The following is a 22771-nucleotide window of genomic DNA, read 5'->3' as shown; positions in this document are numbered from 1 at the left end:
AGTGCCGTTACCTCAACGCGCCGGATGATTTCAGCGCAGCCGCCTTGTCGGCATCGATCCACCAGAGGTCTTCGACGCCCAGCGCGTAGGGCGGCAGGTTTTCCGGATAGTCATACATGTCCCAATAGGCGACCCAATGCTTGCCCAGATACCAGGTCGGCACCATGAACCGCTTGGAACGCAGCACGCGGTCCAGCGCACGCGCATTGGCGGTCAGTTCGTCGCCTTCGGTCGCGGCCACGATATTGTCGATCAGGGCTTCGATGTCAGGCCCGTTGACGCCGGACGGGTTGAACACGGAAAACGCCGCCGCCTCCATGCCGTATTGCTGATACAGCCCCGTCGAAGGCTGCAACGATGTCCGGTAAGCGCCAGAGATGATGTCGAAATCCCGTTCGCGGCGCCGCAGGGTGAACTGCGCATTGTCGATCCGGTTGTAGCTGGCTTCGATCCCCATGGTCTTCAGGTTGTCGACGAAAGGCATGGCGATCCTGTCCAACACCGGATCGTCGGACAGGAATTCGATCTTCAGCGTCGCGCCGTCGGCATTGCGGCGCACCCCGTCATTACCCACGGTCCAGCCGGCTTCGTCCAGCAGCTTCATCGCGGCGCGCAGGTTGCGGCGGTCGTTCTGCCGGTCGGCGGCGCTGGAATGAGCCATCACGGGCTCCGAAGTCAGGATCGCCGGATCGAGCTTGTCGCCGAGCGCTTCGAGCACTTCGCGTTCGCGGCCTTCGGGCAGGCCCCTGGCTTCCAGTGGCGTGCCTTCCCAGAAGGAATGGCGCTGCTGGAACAGGCCGTATTGCAGGCTCTCGTTGGTCCATTCGAAGTTGAACGCCAGTTGCACCGCCTCGCGCACCCGAGGGTCGGCGAATTGCGGGCGATCCATGTTCATCACGAACCCGGACGCCGTCGGCACATCGCCGTCGATCAGTTCTTCCTTGACCACATGTCCCGCCGAGATTGCCGGAAAATCGTAGGAGGTCGCCCAGCTCTTGGAGTTGTTTTCCTGGCGAAACGTGAATTCACCGGCCTTGAAGGCTTCCATCGCCGCGATGGAATCGCTGAAATATTCGATCCGGATCGTGTCGTAGTTGTTGCGCCCGACATTCACGTTGATCGCGTCGCCCCAATAATCCGGGTTGCGTTTGTAGACCACCCGCCGGTTGATGTCATAGCTATCCAGCACATAGGGCGCGGAGCCGATCCCCGGTTCCATCCGCGGCTTGTCCAGGGTCCGGTTTTCCGGGTCGGCTTCGAACCAGGCCTTTGAAAAGATCGGTGTGCCGCCGACCTGGGTAATCAGCGCGCGGCGGGGAATGTCCGGCGCGAAGTGGAACTTGACCCGGTGCGGCCCCAGCACCTCGGCCTTGGGGATCCGCTTGCGGACCGCCTCGGCATAGGACTGCAACCCCTGGTCCAGCAACAGGTTGTGGGAAAACACCACGTCTTCGGCCGTCACCGGGCTGCCATCGGAAAACCGGGCCTCGGGACGCATGTTGAAAATGACCCAGTCCTGGCTTTCGGGATACTCCAGGCTCTTCGCCACGAGCCCGTAATAGGACGCGGGTTCGTCATAGGACGGGAACAGCAGCGATTCATACTGATCCGCGGATCGCGCGCCGGCCCGTCCCTGCCGGGTGAAGGGATTGAAACTGTCGAACGTGCCCTGCGCGGCATAGCTCAGTTCACCGCCCTTCGGCGCATCCGGGTTGACATAGTCGAAATGCGCGAAGCCTTCGGGATATTTCAGTTCGCCGAATTCGGAAAAGCCGTGGCTCTTGATGATCTTTTCTTCCGCCGCGACCAGTTGCGCGAACCCGACAAGCATCAACACCGCAAGCGCGATAACCCGCTGACTTTTCGGGGAACGGATCGCGCGCATGGCGAGACTTTGGCTCATCGGGAATTCCTTCATCTTCAGGGTCACTGATCGGCTGATTTCTATCGATGTAAGCTAATGCCGCGGTGCGCCAACATTCAAGTTGAGAAAATGTAAGCTTTCTGTGTCCGGGCGCATCCTTTGGTTTCCCGATGTCCCGTGTCTTGGCGCGGCGGCGCAAGAAAAAAGCCGCTGTCGGCGACAGCGGCTTTGAAAACGCAACGAACGGGCCGGATCAGTTGTCCAGGCTGTCCAGATAGGCGATCAGGTTGACCCTATCCTCGACCTTTTTCAGACCCGCGAAGCTCATCGTCGTTCCGGGCACCACGTCGCTCGGCTTGGTCAGGAATTCGCTCAGATGCTCCGGCGTCCATTCGCCGCCATGGCCGGCCATCTCATCGGAATAGCCGAATCCCTCGGCGCTCGCCACCGGACGTCCCACGACGCCATAGAGATAGGGGCCAGTGCTGTTGGCGCCGTCTTCCAGCTTGTGACAGGCCGAACACTTCTTGAACACGCTGGCGCCCTTTTCGACATCGGCAGAGGCCATCAGCTCGTCAAAGCTGACTTCCGCGACTTCCTCGGCCGGTTCGTCGGTTTCCAGTTCGATCACGAAGGATTGCTCGCCATGGCCTCCGGTGGAAAACAGCACGTCTGCGGCCCACTTGCCCATCAGCAGAATCAGGAAGGCGCCGAGCACACCGGCAGCCGCTTTGGTAAAGGTCATCGTATCCATTTGGTCGCGTGTCCATTTCATCCGTTTGCGCGGCTGTCTAAGCCTTCCCCTTGGCTCTGGCAAGGTATAGACACCGCGACCAATCGCCCATTCTGAACCTTTTGCATGGAAAACCGCCTCATGACCAACAGAATTGCCTTTCAGGGAGAGCCCGGCGCCTACAGTCACGAGGCCTGCCGGAACGCCCGCCCCGGAATGGAGGCGCTGCCCTGCCGCACCTTCGAGGATGCGATTGACGCGGTCAGGAACGGGCAGGCGGATCTTGCGATGCTGCCGGTCGAAAACTCGACCTATGGACGGGTCGCGGACATCCATACCCTGCTGCCCCAATCGGGGCTGCATATCATCGAAGAAGCCTTTGTCCGGGTCCACATCAACCTGCTGGGCGCTCCGGGGGCCACCTTGGCCGACGTGACCCACGCGATGAGCCACACGGTTCTGCTGGGTCAGTGCAAGTCCTTCCTGCAAAAGCACGGCATTCACCGGGTGGTCGGCGCCGACACCGCCGGTTCGGCGCGGCACGTGTCGGAAAAGGCCGACCGGAGTCTCGCCGCCCTTGCCAGCCCGCTGGCGGGCGAGATCTACGGGCTGGATCCGCTGGCCTCTCACATCGAGGACAATTCCAACAACACCACGCGGTTCCTGATCATGTCGCCCAACGCCGACCGGACCCCGCGCGGAAAGCATGGAATGATCACCAGCTTCGTGTTCCAGGTGCGCAACATCCCGGCCGCGCTCTACAAGGCCATGGGCGGGTTCGCGACCAATGGCGTGAACATGACCAAGCTGGAAAGCTACATGGTTGACGGATCCTTCACCGCCACCCAGTTCTACGCCGACATCGAAGGCCACCCGGACGATCACAACGTCGCACTGGCGCTGGACGAGCTCGGCTATTTCACGACCAACGTCGAAATTCTCGGCGTCTACCCGGCCGACCCGGGCCGGCACTGAGCCGGGACGAGTTTCCGCAGGTCAACCTGACCGCTGGGCCCGGTTTTCCAGCGACCTGGCATATTCCGCGGCCTTCAGCTTGAACCGCTTGCTCAGGTTGGCTTTCGCCAGTCTCAGCGACTGGATCATCAGCCGGGCGGACAGGGTCTTGGGCGTGAGGTTCAGAACCACGGCCATTCGGGTCCGCCTCGGCGACAGGGCGATCAGATCCAGCGTAAGCCGCGTATCTATCCCCTGTGAATCCCCGGCGAACACCATGGCATGCGGCGGTTCGTGGACAACGAGTTCGAGCCTCATCCGGCGCGGCTTGCCCCGCATCCTGAAATCCGCCTGCCAGGCGGCGCCTGCCGCAAGCTGGGTGATTTCCGTCAACCTCCGGACGTCGATCCCCCGCCGGATCGCGGAACGTTCGAACAGTTCGAAGTCCGAAAGCAATACAAACACCCGCTCGATGGGCGCGTCGATGTCTTCCTTGCTCGAAAACTGCATGAAAGTCCCAGTAATGCGCGTCGCCGGACTGTCCGCCTAATCCAACCTGTCCGCAAGCCAGTTCTGCAACAAGAAATGGGCGATCGCACCCCTGCGCGCCGGTTTCAGGAACGGATGGTCGCCGGCGAAGGCGGTCATCATCTCGTCGCGGCTGACCCAGATGGCTTCCTCGATCTCGGTGGGATCGATCAGGATCTGCCGGTCCAGCGCGGCCCCGGCGCAGCCGAACATGAGCGACGCGGGAAACGGCCATGGCTGGCTGGCGAGATACGTGACCGCACCGACCCTGATCCCCGCTTCCTCGAACACTTCGCGGCGCACCGCGGCTTCCAGCGTTTCGCCCGGCTCGACGAATCCAGCCAACAACGAATACATTCCCTTCGGCCATCCGGGAGACCGCCCCATCAGAACCGAATTGCCATATGTTATCAGCATGATGACGACAGGGTCCGTGCGCGGAAAATGATGCGACCGGCAGGCCGGGCAGGTGCGCTGCCATCCCGCGTGGGACACAAGGCTTTCAGCGCCGCACCGCGCGCAGAACCGGTGACTGCCGTGCCAGCCCAGGATCGCCTTGGCGGTCGCCGCCAGTTCCGCGTCCACCGGAGAAAGGCGCGTCATGATCCGCCGCAGTTCGGCAAAGACGCTCGCGTCAGGCAGGTCGGGATGGACCTGTTCGGACGGGTCCAGGAACATTCCCAGCGCCGCCGCGTCGAGCGCCTCCGGTTCCCAATCCGAAATGTCGCAGGCGAAAAGCGGCGCACCCTCCGCCGCGACCCCGAGAAACACCGAGCCGTTCCCGTTGCCGCCGCGATCCTCGATCAGGACCGGATGGTCCATGGGGATCAACGCCAGCCGATCCAGATCCGGACCCAGAACGAGCGGCTTGCCCCGCCACATCACGACGGCGGCGGCCTGGGGATGCTCCATGGCTTCGGCGATCCGCGCCGGATCACCCCGCATGTGCGCGGCCCGGTCCAGGCCGGACCCGCCAAACGTCACCTTTTCCGCCAGCTTCATCGCACACCTCTTCGCAAGCCTTCCAGTGAGCTACCTTATCGGACCGCCCGGAGCCAGCCATCTGTTGCAATCCCCCGAAGGATCTGACGCCCTCCAACGTCACCCTGACACAAACTCTCATATGTTAACGGTTTTTCATTCCCTTCGCTCGTGTTTTGATTGAATTATCAAGCAGAATACTCGCTTTAACGTGTATGGGCGCGGTCATGAACTCTCTGCTCTTGACAGAAACGGATCAAAAGCGTGGCTGAACCCTGTCGGCCGCCCGCAGGTGCGCGCGCGCGGCTTCGGCTGTTGGCGACAACCGACCTGCACATGAACCTGACCAGCTACGATTATTACGCCGACCGCGCAGATCCGACGGTCGGATTGACCCGCACCGCGACACTTATTCACCAGGCGCGCACCGAAGCCGAACGCGACGGCAGGCTCGTTCTGCTGTTTGACAATGGCGATGGGCTGCAGGGTTCGCCCCTGGCCGAAGCCGCGGCGGCAGACCCCGGCAAACCGCATCCGCTGATGCGCGCCTTTGACCAGCTGCACTATGACGCCATCGGCCTGGGCAATCACGATTTCAACTTCGGGCTGAAGCCGCTGACGCAGGCGCTTGAACAAGCCCCCTGCCCGGTTCTGAATTCCAACCTCAGCCCGGTTTCGCCGGAAAGCCCGCCGGGTTTCAGCCCCTTCGCACTTCTGGACAGGACCCTGCGCAGCGGCGACCGGGATTGGCCGATCCGGATCGGAGTTCTGTCTTTCGTGCCGCCGCAGACGGTGAAATGGGACGCTCATGTGCTGCAAGGCAGGATCCGGGCCGACGACATCGTCGAGAGCGCGCGCAGATGGGTGCCCGAACTCCGGTCGGCGGGCTGCGATCTGATCCTGGCACTGGCGCATACCGGGTTTTCTTCCGCCACGGACCACCCGGATCTTGAAAACGCCGCGCTCCCGCTCGCCGCTGTGGACGGGATCGACGCGGTAATCGCCGGGCATACCCATCTTCGGCTGCCGGGGCCGGATCACGGCGGCTTGCCGCATGTCGATCCGGACAGGGGCGCCGTTCACGGAAAACCCGCGGTCATGGCGGGCACTTTCGGGTCCCACCTGGGGATCATCGACCTGGAACTGATCGCCTCCGAAGACCGGAAATGGAGACCCGCCGGGTTCGAATGCACGCTGCGCCCGATCGTGCGGCGCGCGCCTTCGGGACGGGCCGGAGCGACGGTGCGGGAAGACCCCGCGCTAGTCCGCCTGATGGCGGACAGCCACGCGCGGACCAGGGCCTTGATGGACGAACCGGTGGGGCGCGTCGCACAAGACCTGCACAGCTATTTCACCTTCTTCGCCCCGGATCGCGCCCTTGCGCTTGTCGCGGCGGCGCAGGCGGCGGCCCTGCGCCCCTTGCTGGCCGGCAGCCCGGCCGAAGACCTGCCGCTGTTGTCGGCCGCGTCGCCCGGCAAGTTCGGCGCCCGGTCCGGGCCGGGGTTCTACACCGACGTGCCCGCCGGTGAGATATCGCTGCGCAACGTGGCCGACCTTCACGTCTTTCCCAACGAGCTGGCGGCGGTTCTGGTCAGTGGCGCGCAGCTGCTGGACTGGATCGAGATGTCGGCAAGCCTGTTCCGCCAGGTCGGTCCGGGAAAGACGGGACAAGACCTGGTGGACACCGCGATGCCCGGCCACGATTTCGACGTGATGCACGGGCTTTGCTACCAGATCGACCTGTCCGCCCCCGCGCGGTTCTTCCCGGATGGAACCCTGCGCGGTCCCGGCGGCCGGAGGTTGCGGAACGTGACCTGCAACGGCACCCCGGTGCAGCCGGACGACAGGTTCGCCGTCGCGCTGAACAGCTTTCGCGCCAATGGCGGCGGTCCGTTCGCGGCATTGGCCGGCGCGGAACGGATCAAGCTGCCGTCGCTGTCGGTCCGCGACGCGATCCGGCAGTTCGTGGCCGGGCCGTCCGGCGACGAGCCGTTGCATCGCGCCCCGCCCCCCTGGGGCTTCTGCCCGATGGCGGGCGCATCCGTCGCCGCCCTCACCGGTCCGGGGGCAGAGGCGCATCTGGCGGAACTGAAACCGCGCGGCATTTCGGTCCGCGGGCTGACGCGGGACGGGTTTCTGGAACTGGACATCCCGCTCTGAGTCCCGGATCGAACCGGTTGCATCTTTCAGACACGGCGCATATATGCAGATGCGAGAGGTTGGCGCGGGCGAGCGCCTCGCCAACCTGGTCAGATCCGGAAGGAAGCAGCCACAACGAGCCACGCTTGGGTCGATGTCCAACCTCTCACCAAAGACCTTGTCAGGCAATCGCCGGCAAGGCCACAGCGTTCCAGATTCCGGGCGCGGATCGCGCGCAGGATGGTCTTCCCTTACCCTACAGGCCATCGGCGCCGAACGTGTCGCACGCGGCGACCTGCCCGGCATCGAAGCCACGCTGGAACCAGCCGGACCGCTGGGCGGAGGTTCCGTGGGTGAACGTGTGAGGCTGCGGAATGCGCCCGGCCTGGCGCTGCAATCGGTCGTCCCCGATCATGCGCGCGGCATTCAGGGCTTCTTCGAGATCGCCCCGTTCCATCAACCCCTGAACCGAGCGTGCCCAGATGCCGGACAGGCAATCGGCCTGCAATTCCAGCCGGACCGTCAGCATGTTGCCTTGCTGCTCCGAAGCCCGTGCGCGAACCTCATCGACCTGCCCGAGGATTCCGACCTGGTTCTGCACATGGTGCGCGACCTCGTGGGCGATGACATAGGCCGCGGCGAAATCGCCGCGCGCGCCCAGTCTTTCGGACAAGGTGGCGAAGAACGCGAGGTCCAGATAGGCTTTCTGATCCAGCGGGCAATAGAACGGGCCGGTTGCGCCGGACGCGCCGCCGCAGGGGCTTTGCGTGACATCGGAAAACAGGACCAGCACCGGCGGCGTATAGGTGGCGTTGAACTGGTCGCGGAACACGGCGGTCCAGACCTCCTCCGTGGTGGCGAGGACCCGCGACGCGAATTCCGCCGCCTGTTCTTCCTCGGCTGTCGGCACATAGGGACGGCTGGCCGCGACCGGCTGCTGCGTGACCAGGGGCGACACGTCGATCCCGGTGAAATACCCGATCGCCAGGACCAGCAGCAAACCGATTCCGCCAATGCCGCCGATGGCCCCGCCACGGCGCATTCCCCGGCGATCCTCGACATTCCTGCTGCCGCGCACACCTCGCAATCGCATCTGCTTTCTCCGGAACCGCTGCCACTGTCGGTTCAGCGTATCACGGGATCGGCCCGGCACCAAAACTTCCCGCACCGGACAATCCGGCATCTTGCCGGTTTAGCCTTGACCGGCGCCCCTTACACCGGAAGGCCGGTGGACGTCTTCGGCGCGGCGCTCTACGTTTCACCGGAACGCGAATCCGACGGGACAGCCCATGACCGAAACACGCCCTGCCGCCTACCAGGTTCTGGCCCGGAAGTACCGGCCCGAAACCTTTGCCGACCTGGTCGGCCAGGACGCGATGGTGCGCACGCTGAAGAACGCCTTCGCGGCGGACCGAATCGCGCAGGCCTTCATTCTGACCGGGATTCGCGGAACCGGGAAAACGACCACCGCCCGGATCATCGCCAAGGGGATGAACTGCATCGGGCCGGACGGGACCGGCGGACCGAACACCGAGCCTTGCGGGCAGTGCGAACATTGCGTGGCGATCATGGAAGGCCGCCACGTGGACGTGATGGAAATGGATGCCGCCAGCCGCACCGGTGTCGGCGACATCCGGGAAATCATCGATTCCGTCCGCTACCGGGCGGCCAGCGCGCGCTACAAGATCTACATCATCGACGAAGTGCACATGCTCAGCGTCAATGCGTTCAATGCGCTTCTGAAGACGCTGGAAGAACCGCCGGAACACGTGAAGTTCATCTTTGCGACAACCGAGATCCGCAAGGTTCCCGTCACCGTGCTGTCCCGCTGCCAGCGGTTCGACCTGCGCCGGATAGAGCCGGAGGACATGGTCGCCCTGCTGCGCCGGATCGCCGATGCCGAAGGGGCGGAAATTTCGGGTGACGCGCTGGCGCTGATCACCCGCGGCGCGGAAGGATCGGCGCGCGATGCGACGTCGCTGCTGGACCAGGCGATATCGCACGGCGCCGGCGAAACCACCGCCGATCAGGTGCGCGCGATGCTGGGCCTGGCGGACCGGGGCCGGGTGCTGGACCTGATGGACATGATCCTGCGCGGCGACGCGGCGGGCGCCCTGACCGAACTCGGCGCCCAGTATGCAGAGGGCGCGGACCCGGTCGCCGTGCTGCGCGACCTGGCCGAAATCACCCATTGGGTGTCGGTCGTCAGCATCACGCCGGGTGCCGCCGACGATCCCACGATCGCGCCGGATGAAAGGTCGCGTGGCAGCGCATTGGCGGAGAAGGTGCCGATGCGGGTCCTGGCGCGCATGTGGCAGATGCTGCTGAAGGCGCTGGAGGAAGTCGCGGCGGCGCCCAACGCGATGATGGCGGCGGAGATGGCGATCATCCGCCTGACGCATGTGGCCGACCTGCCAAGCCCCGAAGAGCTGATCCGCAGATTGCAGGATGACCCCCCGCCTTCGCATGGCGGCCCGGATGGCCTTGCGCAAGGCGCAAGTTCGCCTGCGGCGGGCGGGGGGGCCTCGGCTGTCGCCTCGGCCCGCGCCCATGGCCAGTGGAGCGCGCAGGCCGCGCCGGCCGCCGCACCGGATACGGCGCTGGCCCGCTATCCGACCTTCGACCACGCGATCGAACTGATCCGGGCAAACCGGGATGTGAAACTGCTGGTGGAGGTCGAAACCTGCCTGCAACTGGTCAGCTACCGGCCCGGCCGGATCGAGTTCGCTCCGACCGATGAGGCTCCGCAGGATCTCGCGCAGCGACTGAGCGGCCGGCTTCAGACCTGGACCGGCCAGCGCTGGGGGGTCAGCGTCGTGTCGGATGGCGGCGCGCCAACAATCGCGGCAGTCCGGGACGCCGAAGAATCCGCGTTGAAGTCCCAGGCGTCGGAACACCCGCTCGTCAAAGCGGTCCTGTCGCGCTTTCCCGAGGCGCGGATCACCGAAATCAGGACACCGGAACAAATTGCCGCGACCGTCACAGCCGAGGCCCTGCCGGAAGTCGACGACGAATGGGACCCTTTCGAGGACGGTTAGCCGTGCCCTCCGCCCGCGGACCGGCACCGGCCGCGCGGATATTGCCCCGCGCCGCGGGCCTTGTGGCGCGCCGCCCGCGGACGTATCTGTTCCGAACGCAAACCAGGAGACTCTACATGCTCAAAGGACTCGGTGGTCTTGGCGACATGGCCAAGATGATGAAAGCCGCTCAGGAAATGCAGGCCAAGATGGCCCAGTTGCAGGAAGACATGCACAACCTGTTGGTCACAGGGGAATCCGGCGCCGGGCTGGTCAAGGCGGTCTGCACCGCCAAGGGCGAACTGAAATCGCTGGACATCGACCCGTCGATCTTCAACAGCGACGACAAGGAAGTGGTTGAAGACCTCATCCTCGCGGCGATCAAGGACGCGCAGCAGAAGGCGAGCGACAAGGCGCAGGAAGAGATGGGCAAGCTGACCGAGGGCATGGGGCTGCCCAAGGACATGAAGCTGCCGTTCTAGACCCGCCATGACCGCGCGCATCACGGCAGACGGTTTCCCCCACCGCACCGATCCGGCCGCATGTCCCGCGCCGCAGGAGTCCCACAGGTGAGCGGCGCGAAAGAGATCGATAACCTGATCGAGCTGATGGCGAAATTGCCCGGCCTTGGTCCCCGGTCGGCGCGTCGGGCGGTTCTGCATCTCATTCGCAAGCGGGCCCTGCTGCTGACCCCGCTGGCGGACAGCATGTGCAGGGTGGCCGAAACCGCGCGGGAATGCCTGAACTGCGGCAACGTCGGAACGGCGGATATCTGCGATATCTGCGAGTCCGAAAAACGCGCCACCGGCCAGCTTTGCATCGTCGAGGATGTGGCCGATCTCTGGGCGATGGAACGGTCGGGCGTGTTCCGGGGACGATACCATGTGCTCGGCGGAACCCTGTCGGCGCTCGATTCCATCGGCCCCGAACAGCTCCGGATTCCACGCCTTCTGGACCGGGTCACCAGCGAAGACATAAGCGAGGTCATCCTGGCCCTGAATGCGACCATCGACGGGCAGACCACCGCCCATTACATCGCGGATCAACTGGACGGTCGCGTCCGTGTCACGTCGCTGGCGCAGGGTGTCCCGATCGGCGGCGAACTGGATTATCTGGACGACGGCACGATCACCGCGGCGATGAACGCCCGAAAGGACATCTGATCCCGCCCCGGTCCGGGCGGATGCAGCCGTTTCGCCGGTGCGGCTCCGGCGTCCGGTGCGAAGATCGGGATGCGCCGGTCAGAAATGCGAAAAGCCCCACTTTGACAGCGGAGCTTTCCCGGCATTCAGTTCTGTCAGGCCGCGTCAGACGAGCGGCTGATCGTCCTCTTCATCGTCACTGGCTGGCAGGTTGAAGAAACTGTCCGCGTCGACAAGCCGGGTGTCGTCCTCGTCTTCGTCGTCTTCCACCACGTCCATCGACCCGCCCAGGGTAAAGGTTTCAAGCCCTTCGATCGCCGTCGGGATCTTGGGTTCGGTGTCCATGCCCAGCGACTGTTCCGTGCTGACCAGCTTGCGACGCTCGTCATCGCTCATCACAGCGCCCTCGGCGGCTTTTTTCGCGGCGGCCTTCTGCACGATCGCGTCCAGTTCGGATTGCTTGCACAGCCCCAGCGCAACCGGGTCGATCGGCTGGATGTTCGAGATGTTCCAGTGCGTGCGTTCGCGAATCGCCTGGATCGTCGGCTTGGTGGTGCCCACCAGCTTGCTGATCTGCCCATCGCTGAGTTCCGGGTGAAACTTCACCAGCCACAGGATCGACGCCGGGCGGTCCTGGCGTTTGGACAGGGGCGTGTAGCGCGGACCGCGCCGCTTTTCCTCGCCGACGGCGGCGGCGTTGAATTTCAGTTTCAGCTTGTGCAGCGGGTCGGCTTCGGCGCGGTCGATCTCGTCCTGCGTCAGCTGGTTGTTGGTGATCGGGTCGAACCCCTTGACACCAACGGCCACGTCGCCATCCGCGATGCCCTGCACTTCCAGTTCGTGCATGCCGACAAAATCGGCGATCTGCTTGAACGTCAGCGTCGTGTTGTCGACCAGCCAGACTGCGGTCGCTCGTGCCATGATCGGCTTGGCCATGTGCTCATCTCCTTTGTCATCCGAACCCGACGCATATCTTTCCCGCTGCCTGGCTGCGCAGGCGGCCTTGGCTCTCAAGGCGGGCTACCGTTGTCGGGGAACTTGCGGTGTATATAGTCGGGCCACACCGATAAGGAAAGCCCCCAATGCACCGCCTGATCCCGATCCTGCTGATGCTTCTTGCCGCCGGACCCGCCGTCGCGCAGTCCGGCAGACCCGGCCAGTTCGATTATTTCGTGCTCAGCCTGAGCTGGTCTCCGAACTGGTGCGCCATCACCGGCGACGCGCGGGGGTCCGACCAGTGCGACGCGCGCCACGATCACGGCTGGATCTTGCATGGGCTTTGGCCGCAGTATCATCGCGGCTATCCGTCCAACTGCCACACCGTCGAACGGCCGCCCAGCCGGGCGATGACCGACGCCATGGCCGACATCATGGGCACGTCCGGACTCGCTTGGCACCAATGGAAAAAACACGGCACCTGTTCGGGCCTGTCGGCAGCGGATTATTTCGCCCTGTCGCGCCGCGCCTATGCAAGCGTCGCGCGGCCCGAGGTCTTTCGCAAGCTCGACAGGACCGTCACCCTGCCCGCCTCGCTCATCGAAGAGGCCTTCGTCAAGGCGAACCCCGGCCTGCGCCCGGAGATGATCACCGTGACCTGCAAGGACAGCCACATCCAGGAGGCGCGCCTGTGCCTCTCGCGGGATCTGGCGCCGGTCCCATGCGGTCGCGACGTGGCGCTTGACTGCGGACTGAAAGACGCGGTTTTCGCCCCGATCCGCTAGATCAGCCCTGCGCGTCCTGGCATTGCCGCGCGTAATCCAGCGCCTTGGCGGATCCCTTCAGGTCGATCGCCATCACTTCCCGTCCGTCTTCCGCATAGACGATCATGTGCCGCCGCTGGGCAATTGCGTGGATGAATTCGCGATCCTGAAAGAACACGCCGAGGCCGGGGATCTTGTCGAGATACAGGCCGGTGGAAGTTTCATCGAACCGTTCGCCATCCAGGTCGAACCGGATCGGATAGGTCTGGCCTTTCTCGATGTTTCCCCAGGCCTTGTTGAACACGACGAAATAGCCCCGGTTCGCGGTTGCGTCATAGCCGATGCGCACCACCGACAGATCCTGATAGGTGGTCTGGATCAGGCAACCGTTGCCGAAGGACGGGTCCACCATCACATGCCAGCCGGCGACAAAGCCCTTGTCGATCAGAGCCTGCGCCGATGCGGTGCCCGCCGCCAACAGCAGGGCCATGACGGTTGCGAGGGTCGAAATGGCTTTCATCGCACGATCTCCTTGTGGCGAAAGGGTGGGCTTGCGGCGGTCACACTTCCAGAACCGTCGATCCGGTGGTCTTGCGGGCCTCCAGCGCGCGGTGCGCGTCGGCCACGTCCTCAAGCGGGAACCGCTGATCGATCCGGATCCTGACGTCTCCGGCCTCGACCTTGCCGAACAGGTGCCGCGCCATCTCCTGGCAGGCGGCGTGATCGGCAATATGGGTGAACAGCGTCGGGCGGGTGATCTTCAGCGATCCCTTCTGCCCCAGGATGCCGATGTTGAATGGCGGCACCGGCCCGGATGCATTGCCGAAGGAAATCATCATGCCCAGCGGCTTCAGGCTGTCCAGCGACCCGTTGAACGTATCCGCCCCGACCGCGTCCATCACCACATCGACGCCCTTGCCGCCGGTCAGATCCCGCACCTGCGCGACCCAGTCCTGGTTGCGGTAATTGATGCAGCGGCTGGCGCCGTGATCCAGCGCCAGTTGGCATTTTTCGTCGGAGCCCGCGGTGCCGATCAGGGTTATCCCTTCGGACCTGGCCCATTGGCAGGCGATCAATCCCACCCCGCCGGCTGCGGCGTGAAACAGCACCGTATCGCCCTTTTTCAGCGGCGTGGTCCGATGGAACAGGTATTGCACCGTCATGCCCTTCAGCATCATCGCGGCAGCCTCATCGAAGGCAATCCCCTCCGGCAGCGGGCAGACCTGCGCCGCGGGCATCACCCGTTCCTCGGCATAGGCGCCGGGCGGGGTCGCGGCATAGGCGGCGCGGTCGCCGGGTTTCAGATGGGTCACGCCTTCTCCGACCTCCGCGATCACGCCGGCGGCCTCCATGCCAAGCGCCTGGGGCATCTGCATCGGATAGAGCCCGGTGCGCTGGTAGACGTCGATGAAGTTCAGACCGCAGACCCGATGTTCGATCCGCACCTCGCCCGGTCCGGGCGCCCCCACCGGACGATCGACGAGTTTCAGGTTCTCCGGCCCGCCGGGCTGTTCGATGATGACGGTTCTGGCCATGTCGCTCACTCCGTTGATCTATATGCCGTTCAGGCGACTTTCAGGACGATCTTGCCGATATGTCCGCTGCTTTCCATCCGCGCATGGGCCGCCGCCGCATCCGCCAGGTCGAATTCGCTGTCCATCACCGGCGCGAATCGCCCCGCCTCGATCAGCGGCCAGACGGCTTCGCGCAGATCCTGCGCGATCCGGGCCTTGGCCAGATCGCTTTGCGGGCGCAGGGTGCTGCCGGTCAGGGTCAGGCGTTTCGCCATCATCTGGGCAAAGTTCAGCTTCACCTCCGGACCTTGCAGGAACGCGATCTGCACCAGCCGCCCGTCAAGATCCAGCGCCCGGACGTTGCGGGGAATGTAGTCTCCCCCCACCATGTCCAGGATCAGGTCGGCTCCGCCTTCGGCCTGCATGACCTGCACGAAATCCTCGGTCCTGTAGTTGATCGCGCGTTCGGCCCCAAGCTCGACGCAGGCGCGGCACTTGTCGTCCGATCCGGCGGTCACGAAGACCCGCGCGCCAAAGGCATTGGCCAGCTGGATCGCCGTGGTGCCGATGCCGCTGGAACCGCCATGCACCAGGAACCGTTCGCCCGCCCGCAGGCCGCCGCGGGTGAACACGTTGGAAAACACGGTGAAACAGGTTTCCGGCAGGCAGGCCGCCTGTTTCATGTCCAGCGATTCCGGCACTGGCAGGCAATGGGCGGCCGGCGTCGCGACATAGTCCGCATAGCCGCCGCCGGGCAGCAGCGCACAGACCCGGTCGCCCACGGACAGTTCTGTAACGCCCGCGCCAAGGGCGACGACTTCGCCCGATGCCTCAAGCCCCGGCAGATCGCTCGCCCCCGGCGGCGGATCGTAGGCCCCGGCCCGCTGCAAGGCATCCGGCCGGTTGACCCCGGCATAGGCGACCCGGAGCACCACCTGCCCGTGGGTGGGTTCGGGCCGCGGGCGTTCCACGACCTGCAGGACCTCCGGTCCGCCCGGTGTGGTGATTTCTACGGCGCGCATCGTCTGTGTCATGGAATGAACCGCTCCCCTTTTCGGGCACCGTAGCCCCATCCGCACCGGAAATGAAACCCCGATGCCGGCAACCGCGTGCGGTCCGCAGGTTACGGCCCGGTCAGCGCCGCTTCATCATCCCCGGCAGGTCGATGTCCGGGGTTTTCGTCGGCGCCCTGACATGACCCAACAGCCAGTTCGGCCCCGCCAGCAGCGGCTTCAGCACCGGGTTGTCGCGCACCTTCGCTTTCAGTGTCTCGATCTGCATCACATTGTCGATCCGGCGATCCAGAAACGCCCAGGTCGCCGCGTGATCGGGACTGGTGTCGCCCAGCCAGTAAAGAACCGTCGACGAATAGACCCCGGACAGGGTGGCCCGTTTCGTGTACCAGTTCACGTCGTCGGACGTGTCGCCAAGCGCCTCCCAGATCAGGTCGCAGGTCGTCCAGATCGCCCTTGCCCCATCGGCCGCGTGATGCGGCAGGGCGAAAAGCGTCGTGCCGCGCCGCACCAGTTCCTTGTCCTCCACCGCCTGAAGACGGAAACGCACCGCCGCCGCAATCTTTTCGCGGAATTTCAGCCCGCTCAGGTCTTCGGATTTCAGCCGCTCCAGCATCGCCCGGTCGCCGCGGTCGTGAAAGGCCAGCGCCAGATCGATGGCGCCGCGCGGACAGATCGACCGCGCCAAGTCCATGTCGATCCCCGCATCCGCCGCCGCGGCCGCGATCGTTGCATCCGACCAGCCATCGAACGGCACATGCATCACCGCCGCATCCAGAAGCCGCTCGCGGGCGTCGTCAATTGGCAAGGTCATGGCGCTCTCCTCTGTCTGGAGCCGATACTAGACAAGTTGGTTTGGCTTTGCTATACGGCCACTTCCTGCAAATCCTTGCAACTCAACTTAGAAAGGTGGTGAAAACCACATGCAGGTTAGTGTTCGCGACAACAATGTCGATCAGGCGCTTCGCGCCCTGAAGAAAAAACTGCAGCGTGAAGGCGTATTCCGCGAAATGAAGCTCAAGCAGCATTTCGAGAAGCCGTCCGAGAAAAAAGCGCGCGAGAAGGCCGAAGCGATTCGGCGTGCCCGCAAGCTGGCTCGGAAGAAAGCGCAGCGCGAAGGGATGATGTAAGTCATTCCAGGTGTTTTCTGACACGAAAATCGACGACCCCCGCAGCCTGGCTTCGGGGGTTTTTCGTTTCCGCCCCTGCCGGGCGATCGTGCGCCCGGAAACCCGGTGGCGACGATACCGGCCCTGCATGACGTGCATTGATTTCCACCGGCGGTTTTGGCATGGCAGTGCGAAGCCAGAAGGAAACCCGAGCATGACCCGTATCGACGCCAAATTCGCCGCGCTGAAAGCGCAAGGCAGGAAAGCCTTCGTTTCCTATGTCATGGCGGGGGACCCGGATTTCGAAACCTCGCTTGCCGTGGTCAAGGGATTGCCCGGTGCCGGTGTGGACATCATCGAACTCGGCCTGCCCTTCACCGACCCGATGGCGGACGGGCCGACGATCCAGCTGGCCGGGCAGCGCGCCCTCGATGCCGGCATGACCCTGGCGCGAACGCTGGAACTGGCCCGCGCCTTCCGCGACACCGACGACACCACCCCGATCGTCCTGATGGGCTATTACAACCCGATCTACAGCCGGGGCGTGGACCGGTTCCTGGAAGAGGCGAAGGCCGCCGGGATCGACGGGCTGATCGTGGTCGACCTGCCGCCCGAGGAAGATGCCGAACTCTGCATTCCGGCCCAGGCGGCGGGGCTGAACTTCATACGCCTCGCCACCCCGACGACGGACGACAAGCGCCTGCCCAAGGTGCTGACCAACACCTCCGGTTTCGTCTACTACGTCTCGATCACCGGCATCACCGGCGCTGCCGAGGCCGACGCGGCCGACGTCGCCCCGGAAGTCGCGCGGATCAAGGCGCGGACCGACCTGCCGATCATCGTCGGCTTCGGCATCAACACGCCGGAAAAATCCCGCGCCATCGCCGGCGTCGCCGATGGCGCGGTGGTCGGATCCGCCATCGTCGGCCAGATCGCCGCGGGCAAGCCGGTCGACGAGATTCTGGGCTTTGTGAAATCGCTCGCGGATGGTGCCCATTCCGCATGACACCCGACGCGGACGAGGTGGCGCAACGCCTGTTGGCCGCTTTCGACGCGGGACGGCAGATCGATCCGCTGACCAATGTCACCCCGGACCTGACGATGGCAGGAGCCTATGACATCGCGGCCCGGATTCACCGGCTGCGGCTGGCGCGGGGCGAAACGCCCGCGGGCCGCAAGATCGGCTTCACCAACAGGACGATCTGGGACATCTACAACGTCGCGGCTCCCATTTGGGGCTGGATCTATCGTGACGGAGTGCGGTTCCCGCCGGCGGATAGCGGGTCTGTCGCCCTGCCCGCCCTGCCGGAGCTTCGAATCGAACCGGAAATCGCCTTCCGCTTTGCGCGGTCTCCGTCGGCGGCGATGACCGACGCAGACCTTGCCGGTTGCATCGACGGCGTGGCCCACGGCTTCGAACTGGTGTTTTCGCTCTACCCCGGCTGGACATTCCGCGCCCCGGACACCGCCGCCGCCTTTGGAATGCACGCCGGGCTGCTGCTCGGCCCGTTCCGCGATCCGGCGCCGCTGCTGTCCGATGGCGGCGCTCCATTGTCGGATCTTTCGATCACCCTTGACGGGCCAAAGACGACCCTGACCGGGAAAGGCGCCGATGTCCTGGACGGTCCCTTGCAGGCGCTGCGATACCTTCTGACCGAAATCGCCCGGACGCCAGATGCCGCGCCGATCGATCCCGGCGAAGTCGTGACCACCGGCACTCTCACCGATGCCGCCCCCATCGCCCCCGGCCAAACCTGGTCCACCCGGATCGAAGGCATTCCCTTGTCCGGCCTGTCCGTGACGTTTGCCCACGCCTGATTGCGGCAACTGCCATGTTGCGCCTTCGGTTCCGAATTGGCAGTGTGCCGGGGTCATAATCCGGAAAGACCCGAGCCATGCCCGTTATCACCAATATCGACGATCTGAAACGCATCTACGAGCGGCGCGTGCCGCGGATGTTCTATGACTATGCCGAAAGCGGCAGCTGGACCGAGCAGACCTTTCGCGACAACAGCAGCGATTTCGCCGACATTCGCCTGCGCCAGCGGGTCGCCATCGACATGACCGGGCGCAGCACCGCCAGCCGGATGATCGGGCAGGACGTGACGATGCCCGTCGCGCTGGCCCCGGTCGGGCTGACGGGCATGCAATGCGCCGACGGCGAGATCAAGGCGGCACGGGCGGCCGAGAAATTCGGCGTGCCCTATACACTGTCCACCATGTCGATCTGTTCGATCGAGGACGTGGCGGAGCACACGAGCAAACCGTTCTGGCTTCAGGTCTACACGCTGAAGGACGACGATTTCATGCAGCGGCTGTTCGACCGGGCCAAGGCGGCCAAGTGTTCGGCCGCCGTCATCACGGTCGATCTGCAACTTCTCGGCCAGCGCCACAAGGATCTGAAGAACGGCCTGTCCGCCCCGCCCAAGCTGACCGTCAAGTCGGTCGCCAACATGATGACCAAGGTGCAATGGGGCCTGGGCATGCTGGGCACCAAGCGGCGGTTCTTCGGCAATATCGTCGGCCATGCCAAGGGGGTGAAGGACCCGTCCTCGCTGGGCAACTGGACCAATGAATCCTTCGACCAGGCGCTGGACTGGGACCGCATCCGCGAATTCCGCAAGATGTGGGAGGGGCCGCTGATCATCAAGGGTATCCTCGACGTGCGCGACGCGCGCGAAGCGCTGAACGTGGGGGCCGACGCGATCATCGTGTCCAACCACGGCGGACGGCAGCTCGACGGTGCGCTGAGCTCGATCCGGGTGCTGGAGGAGATCGTCGAGGCGGTGGGCGACAAGATCGAGGTGCATCTGGACAGCGGCATCCGGTCGGGCCAGGACGTTCTGAAGGCGCTGGCGATGGGTGCCAGGGGCACCTATATCGGGCGCGCCTATATCTACGGGCTCGGCGCGATGGGCGAGGACGGCGTGACCAGGGCGCTGGAGGTGATCCACAAGGAACTGGACCTGTCGATGGGACTCTGCGGCGTCACCGACGTGAAGAAGCTGACCCGCGACCACCTGCTGATCCCCGAGGATTTCGCCGGCCGCTGGGCCTGAGGCGCGGTCCGGGGCGGGACTCAGCCGGTTGTCCGGGCGAATTCCCGGCAACGGGCCACGATGTAGCTGCGCATCCAGGCATGTGCCGGGTCGTCCTTCATTCGCCGATGCCAGACCAGATGCAGGGACAGGGCGGGCACCGGCATCGGCGCCGGGGCGCAGCGCAGCCCGGCGCTTTGCAGCCGGGTCAGCGGTTCGGGCACCACGGCCAGGCAGTCGGAATTGCGGATCATCGCCGGCACGACGAGGAATTCGGTGACGGTGGCGACGATACGCCGGGACGAGCCTTTCCGGCGCAGGTCGGCATCGATCATCGGCGGCACGAACCGGTCGCCGACCGAGACCGCGATGTGATCCTCGGCACAGAACTCCGCCAGCGACAGCCCGGTTCCGATCCGCGGATGATCGTCGCGCCAGATCACCCGGTAGCCGCTTTCGAACAGCCGGCGCGAGGGCAGCGCCTGCGGCACCACGTTGGGCCCGGCGGCGATCAGATCGACGGCACCGCTTTCCAGTGCGGCGGCGGGATCGTCGGGCAGCGGCAGCGCCACCAGCGAGGCAGCGGCGGCAACCTCCGGCAGGCCGCGCAGCAGCAGCGGCAGGACCAGCCCATGCGCCAGGTCGGCACCGGCGATGCGGAAGGCGCGGTCATCGGTCATCGGATCATATTCGGACCGGCCCGCGATCAGCGCATCCAGCGCCTGCAACGCCTCGTGCAGGGGCGCGCGCAGCGCCTCGGCGCGGGCGGTCGGGGTCATGCCATGGGCATTGCCCACCAGAAGCTCGTCGCCGAACAGATCCCTGAGCCGGGCCAGCTGCGCCGACAGCGCCGGCTGGCTGAGTCCGAGATCGCGGGCGGCGGCGGTGACGCTGCGCCGGGCGAGCAGCCTGTCCAGCGACACGAGGAGACCGAGATCGGCGCGCCTTAAATCCATATGGGTTATGATAACCATAATGAAGATCGATTTCCATTATTACCTTGCCGACCCGATATGAGCTTCATCAAACCGCAACTTCATTTCGGAGAGCCATCATGTTCCGTACAGCCGCCGCCACCCTCCTGACCCTTGCCCTCGCCGCCCCGGCCGCGATGGCAGAAACCGCCACCGTCAGCGAGCCGCTGGCCGGCGCCTCGCTGCAATCCAGCGGCACCGCCCTGTCGGTCTATTACACCGAGACCACGGGCGACGATTTCGAGATCGTCGCCTTCTACACCGATGCCGACGCCCCCCGCGACCCTGCCCGGCTGGTGCTGCAACTGTCCGATGGCGAACGCGCCCGCATCACGCTGCCCGGCGCGCCGGAGGCACGGTTCAGCATTGTCCGCAGCGGCGACATGGTGCAGGTGACGGACGAGGCCGGCGCGCAGGACTCCCTGGGCTAGACGCCAGGCCGGGACAGCACCATCCGGCCCCGGCGGGCTGTCGGGGAAGCGGCGGTTTTGCCCTTTTCAAGCGCCCGCATCCGGTCTATATGCGCGGCTTCACGCGGGGATACAGCCTTGGAGGATCCCTGCCCTAACACTTGGAGAAATACAATGGCCGGAGAGATCCCAGATCTTCACGCCGAGGAACGGACGGGGACAGGCAAGGGCGCCGCTCGTCAGGCACGCCGCGACGGCATGGTTCCCGGAATCGTTTTTGGCGGCGACACGGACCCGCTGCCGATCAACATCCCGTTCAACACCCTGCTGAAGCGCCTGCGCGACGGCCGGTTCAAGTCGACCCTGTTCAACCTGAAGGTCGACGGGCATGACGACGTCCGCGTCATCTGCCGCGACGTGCAGCGCGACGTGGTCAAGGACCTGCCGACGCACCTGGACCTGATGCGCCTGCGGCGCACCACCAAGATCAGCCTGTTCATTCACGTGGACGTGGTTGGTCAGGACGTGTCTCCGGGCCTGAAGAAGGGCGGCGTCCTGACGCTCGTCCGTCCCGAGGTGGAACTGGTCGTGACCGCGGGCGATATCCCCGATCACATCACCATCGACGTGTCCGAAATGAACATCGGCGACAGCATCACGATTTCGTCGGTCAAGCTTCCCGAAGGGGCCAAGCCGACCATCGACCGTGACTTCGTCATCGCCAACGTCTCAGCACCTTCGGGCCTGCGGTCCGCCGGGAGCGCAGAGGATGCCGAAGAGGTCGCCGCCGGCGAAGCCGAAGCGACCAACGCGGAAAACTGATACCGCCACAAGCGGTCCATCCGAAACGGGGTCCTCTGCGGCCCCGTTTTTTCTTGCTCCGGGCGTCCACCCCCATCCGGGGCTGGATTCAAGGCGCGTTTCAAGGCATCACACGGACTGTCAAACGGGATAGGATGCGCCATGAAACTGATCGTCGGACTGGGAAATCCGGGCCCGAAATATGCGGGAAACCGACATAACATCGGGTTCATGGCCGTCGACCGGATCGCCGCCGACCACGGCTTTGGCCCCTGGAAGGCCAGGTTCCAGGGACAGGTCGCCGAAGGCCGGCTGGGGCGGGAAAAGGTTCTGCTGCTCAAGCCCGAAACCTTCATGAACAATTCCGGGCAATCGGTCGGCGAAGCCATGCGGTTCTACAAGCTGGAACCGGACGATGTGATCGTGCTGCATGACGAACTGGATCTCGCGCCGGGAAAGACCCGTGTGAAGACAGGCGGCGGCCATGCGGGCCACAACGGGTTGCGTTCGCTTCATGCCCATATCGGTGAAAACTATGGCCGCGTGCGACTGGGGATCGGGCATCCGGGCCGCAAGGATCTGGTCTCCCACTATGTGCTGCACGATTTTTCCAAGGCCGATCGCGACTGGCTCGACGATCTGCTGCGCGGCATTTCCGAGGGCGCGGCCGACCTTGCCGAAGGCGACCCCGGCCGGTTCATGAACGCGGTGGCCCTGCGCACGGCGCCGCCGCGTTCATCGACTGGCCCCAAGGCCCGGACTGCGGACCCCGAACCCGCCCCCCCGGAGCCGGAAGCCGACACGCGGTCGGCGCTTCAACGGCTGGTCGAACGGTTCAGGTAGCGCCGCGCCGC

23 protein-coding genes, 1 other RNA gene and 1 pseudogene are annotated in these 22771 nt (G+C 64.8%); 14 read left to right on the top strand and 11 right to left on the bottom strand.

Features of this window, described 5'->3' with window-relative positions; translation table 11 throughout:
* Positions 1-7 precede the first annotated feature (7 nt).
* Positions 8-1903 carry an extracellular solute-binding protein gene (locus tag QO034_RS12615; protein ID WP_284485893.1) on the bottom strand — a complete coding sequence of 632 codons (1896 nt, stop codon included), beginning with the start codon at positions 1901-1903 and terminating at the stop codon, positions 8-10.
* Between the two features lie 214 nt (positions 1904-2117).
* On the bottom strand, positions 2118-2618 hold the full coding sequence (locus QO034_RS12610; RefSeq protein ID WP_284485892.1) for a c-type cytochrome: 501 nt from the start codon (positions 2616-2618) through the stop codon (positions 2118-2120).
* Positions 2619-2738: 120 nt separating this feature from the next.
* Between QO034_RS12610 and QO034_RS12605 the strand changes: the two genes are divergently transcribed.
* Positions 2739-3572, top strand: a complete 834-nt coding sequence (locus QO034_RS12605; RefSeq protein ID WP_284485891.1) for a prephenate dehydratase — start codon at positions 2739-2741, stop codon at positions 3570-3572.
* A gap of 21 nt (positions 3573-3593) precedes the next feature.
* On the opposite strand, the gene QO034_RS12600 is transcribed toward QO034_RS12605, so the two are convergent.
* Together QO034_RS12600 and nudC are read right to left on the bottom strand one after the other, a co-directional pair.
* Positions 3594-4061, bottom strand: coding sequence for an SRPBCC family protein (locus QO034_RS12600; RefSeq protein ID WP_284485890.1), 468 nt, complete (start codon positions 4059-4061; stop codon positions 3594-3596).
* 36 nt (positions 4062-4097) lie between these two features.
* A complete protein-coding gene (gene nudC / locus QO034_RS12595) occupies positions 4098-5081 on the bottom strand; it encodes an NAD(+) diphosphatase (RefSeq protein WP_284485889.1) in 984 nt (327 codons plus the stop codon).
* Between the two features lie 243 nt (positions 5082-5324).
* Here nudC and QO034_RS12590 point away from each other — a divergent pair, with 243 nt between their 5' ends.
* Complete coding sequence (locus QO034_RS12590) at positions 5325-7220, top strand: bifunctional 2',3'-cyclic-nucleotide 2'-phosphodiesterase/3'-nucleotidase (protein ID WP_284485888.1); 1896 nt, start codon at positions 5325-5327, stop codon at positions 7218-7220.
* A 52-nt stretch (positions 7221-7272) separates the two neighbouring features.
* An RNA gene (gene ffs, locus QO034_RS12585) (signal recognition particle sRNA small type) lies at positions 7273-7371 on the top strand.
* Positions 7372-7455: 84 nt separating this feature from the next.
* On the opposite strand, the gene ypfJ is transcribed toward ffs, so the two are convergent.
* Positions 7456-8292, bottom strand: coding sequence for a KPN_02809 family neutral zinc metallopeptidase (gene ypfJ / locus QO034_RS12580; protein WP_284485887.1), 837 nt, complete (start codon positions 8290-8292; stop codon positions 7456-7458).
* Between the two features lie 169 nt (positions 8293-8461).
* On the opposite strand from ypfJ, the pseudogene QO034_RS12575 reads away from it, so the two are divergent.
* The 3 genes and pseudogenes from QO034_RS12575 to recR all read left to right on the top strand — a co-directional run.
* Positions 8462-10237: pseudogene (locus QO034_RS12575) on the top strand (DNA polymerase III subunit gamma/tau); the annotation flags it as partial.
* 116 nt (positions 10238-10353) lie between these two features.
* Positions 10354-10698: a YbaB/EbfC family nucleoid-associated protein gene (locus QO034_RS12570; protein ID WP_284485886.1), complete on the top strand. Its 345-nt coding sequence runs from the start codon at positions 10354-10356 to the stop codon at positions 10696-10698.
* Between the two features lie 87 nt (positions 10699-10785).
* Complete coding sequence (gene recR / locus QO034_RS12565) at positions 10786-11379, top strand: recombination mediator RecR (protein ID WP_284485885.1); 594 nt, start codon at positions 10786-10788, stop codon at positions 11377-11379.
* A 144-nt stretch (positions 11380-11523) separates the two neighbouring features.
* Here the strand turns inward: recR and QO034_RS12560 are convergent, their stop codons facing one another.
* The gene (locus QO034_RS12560; RefSeq protein ID WP_284485884.1) at positions 11524-12294 is read right to left on the bottom strand and encodes a DUF1013 domain-containing protein; all 771 of its coding nucleotides are present in this window, start codon (positions 12292-12294) and stop codon (positions 11524-11526) included.
* A 173-nt stretch (positions 12295-12467) separates the two neighbouring features.
* On the opposite strand from QO034_RS12560, the gene QO034_RS12555 reads away from it, so the two are divergent.
* Positions 12468-13079, top strand: a complete 612-nt coding sequence (locus QO034_RS12555; protein WP_284485933.1) for a ribonuclease T2 — start codon at positions 12468-12470, stop codon at positions 13077-13079.
* 1 nt (position 13080) lies between these two features.
* On the opposite strand, the gene QO034_RS12550 is transcribed toward QO034_RS12555, so the two are convergent.
* The 4 genes from QO034_RS12550 to QO034_RS12535 all read right to left on the bottom strand — a co-directional run bounded on the left by QO034_RS12550 (position 13081) and on the right by QO034_RS12535 (position 16399).
* Entirely contained in the window at positions 13081-13578 is a 498-nt protein-coding gene (locus QO034_RS12550; protein ID WP_284485883.1) for a hypothetical protein, read from the bottom strand.
* 40 nt (positions 13579-13618) lie between these two features.
* A complete protein-coding gene (locus QO034_RS12545) occupies positions 13619-14593 on the bottom strand; it encodes a quinone oxidoreductase family protein (RefSeq protein WP_284485882.1) in 975 nt (324 codons plus the stop codon).
* Between the two features lie 29 nt (positions 14594-14622).
* On the bottom strand, positions 14623-15606 hold the full coding sequence (locus tag QO034_RS12540; RefSeq protein ID WP_284485881.1) for an NAD(P)H-quinone oxidoreductase: 984 nt from the start codon (positions 15604-15606) through the stop codon (positions 14623-14625).
* Positions 15607-15706: 100 nt separating this feature from the next.
* Complete coding sequence (locus QO034_RS12535) at positions 15707-16399, bottom strand: COQ9 family protein (protein WP_284485880.1); 693 nt, start codon at positions 16397-16399, stop codon at positions 15707-15709.
* A gap of 109 nt (positions 16400-16508) precedes the next feature.
* Here QO034_RS12535 and rpsU point away from each other — a divergent pair, with 109 nt between their 5' ends.
* From rpsU to QO034_RS12515, 4 genes are all read left to right on the top strand, one after another.
* Positions 16509-16715: a 30S ribosomal protein S21 gene (gene rpsU, locus QO034_RS12530; RefSeq protein ID WP_007118112.1), complete on the top strand. Its 207-nt coding sequence runs from the start codon at positions 16509-16511 to the stop codon at positions 16713-16715.
* Positions 16716-16908: 193 nt separating this feature from the next.
* Positions 16909-17700 carry a tryptophan synthase subunit alpha gene (gene trpA, locus QO034_RS12525; protein WP_284485879.1) on the top strand — a complete coding sequence of 264 codons (792 nt, stop codon included), beginning with the start codon at positions 16909-16911 and terminating at the stop codon, positions 17698-17700.
* On the top strand, positions 17697-18512 hold the full coding sequence (locus tag QO034_RS12520) for a 2-keto-4-pentenoate hydratase (protein ID WP_284485878.1): 816 nt from the start codon (positions 17697-17699) through the stop codon (positions 18510-18512). Before trpA ends, QO034_RS12520 begins: the two co-directional genes overlap by 4 nt.
* 77 nt (positions 18513-18589) lie before the next feature.
* Positions 18590-19753, top strand: a complete 1164-nt coding sequence (locus QO034_RS12515; RefSeq protein ID WP_284485877.1) for an alpha-hydroxy acid oxidase — start codon at positions 18590-18592, stop codon at positions 19751-19753.
* Positions 19754-19773: 20 nt separating this feature from the next.
* Here the strand turns inward: QO034_RS12515 and QO034_RS12510 are convergent, their stop codons facing one another.
* The gene (locus QO034_RS12510; protein WP_284485876.1) at positions 19774-20688 is read right to left on the bottom strand and encodes a LysR family transcriptional regulator; all 915 of its coding nucleotides are present in this window, start codon (positions 20686-20688) and stop codon (positions 19774-19776) included.
* Positions 20689-20786: 98 nt separating this feature from the next.
* Here QO034_RS12510 and QO034_RS12505 point away from each other — a divergent pair, with 98 nt between their 5' ends.
* The 3 genes from QO034_RS12505 (at position 20787) to pth (ending at position 22760) form a co-directional block, all read left to right on the top strand.
* Positions 20787-21137 (top strand): hypothetical protein, encoded by a 351-nt coding sequence (locus tag QO034_RS12505; protein ID WP_284485875.1) that lies wholly within the window; start codon positions 20787-20789, stop codon positions 21135-21137.
* 153 nt (positions 21138-21290) lie between these two features.
* A complete protein-coding gene (locus QO034_RS12500; RefSeq protein ID WP_284485874.1) occupies positions 21291-21938 on the top strand; it encodes a 50S ribosomal protein L25/general stress protein Ctc in 648 nt (215 codons plus the stop codon).
* A gap of 141 nt (positions 21939-22079) precedes the next feature.
* Complete coding sequence (pth, locus tag QO034_RS12495) at positions 22080-22760, top strand: aminoacyl-tRNA hydrolase (protein WP_284485873.1); 681 nt, start codon at positions 22080-22082, stop codon at positions 22758-22760.
* Positions 22761-22771: the final 11 nt, after the last annotated feature.

This window comes from Sedimentitalea xiamensis (assembly GCF_030164465.1).
In the GTDB taxonomy this organism is placed as follows: Bacteria; Pseudomonadota; Alphaproteobacteria; order Rhodobacterales; family Rhodobacteraceae; genus Sedimentitalea; species Sedimentitalea xiamensis.
The sequence above is the reverse complement of the archived record's forward strand: the minus strand, read 5'-3'. Positions and strand labels throughout refer to the sequence as shown.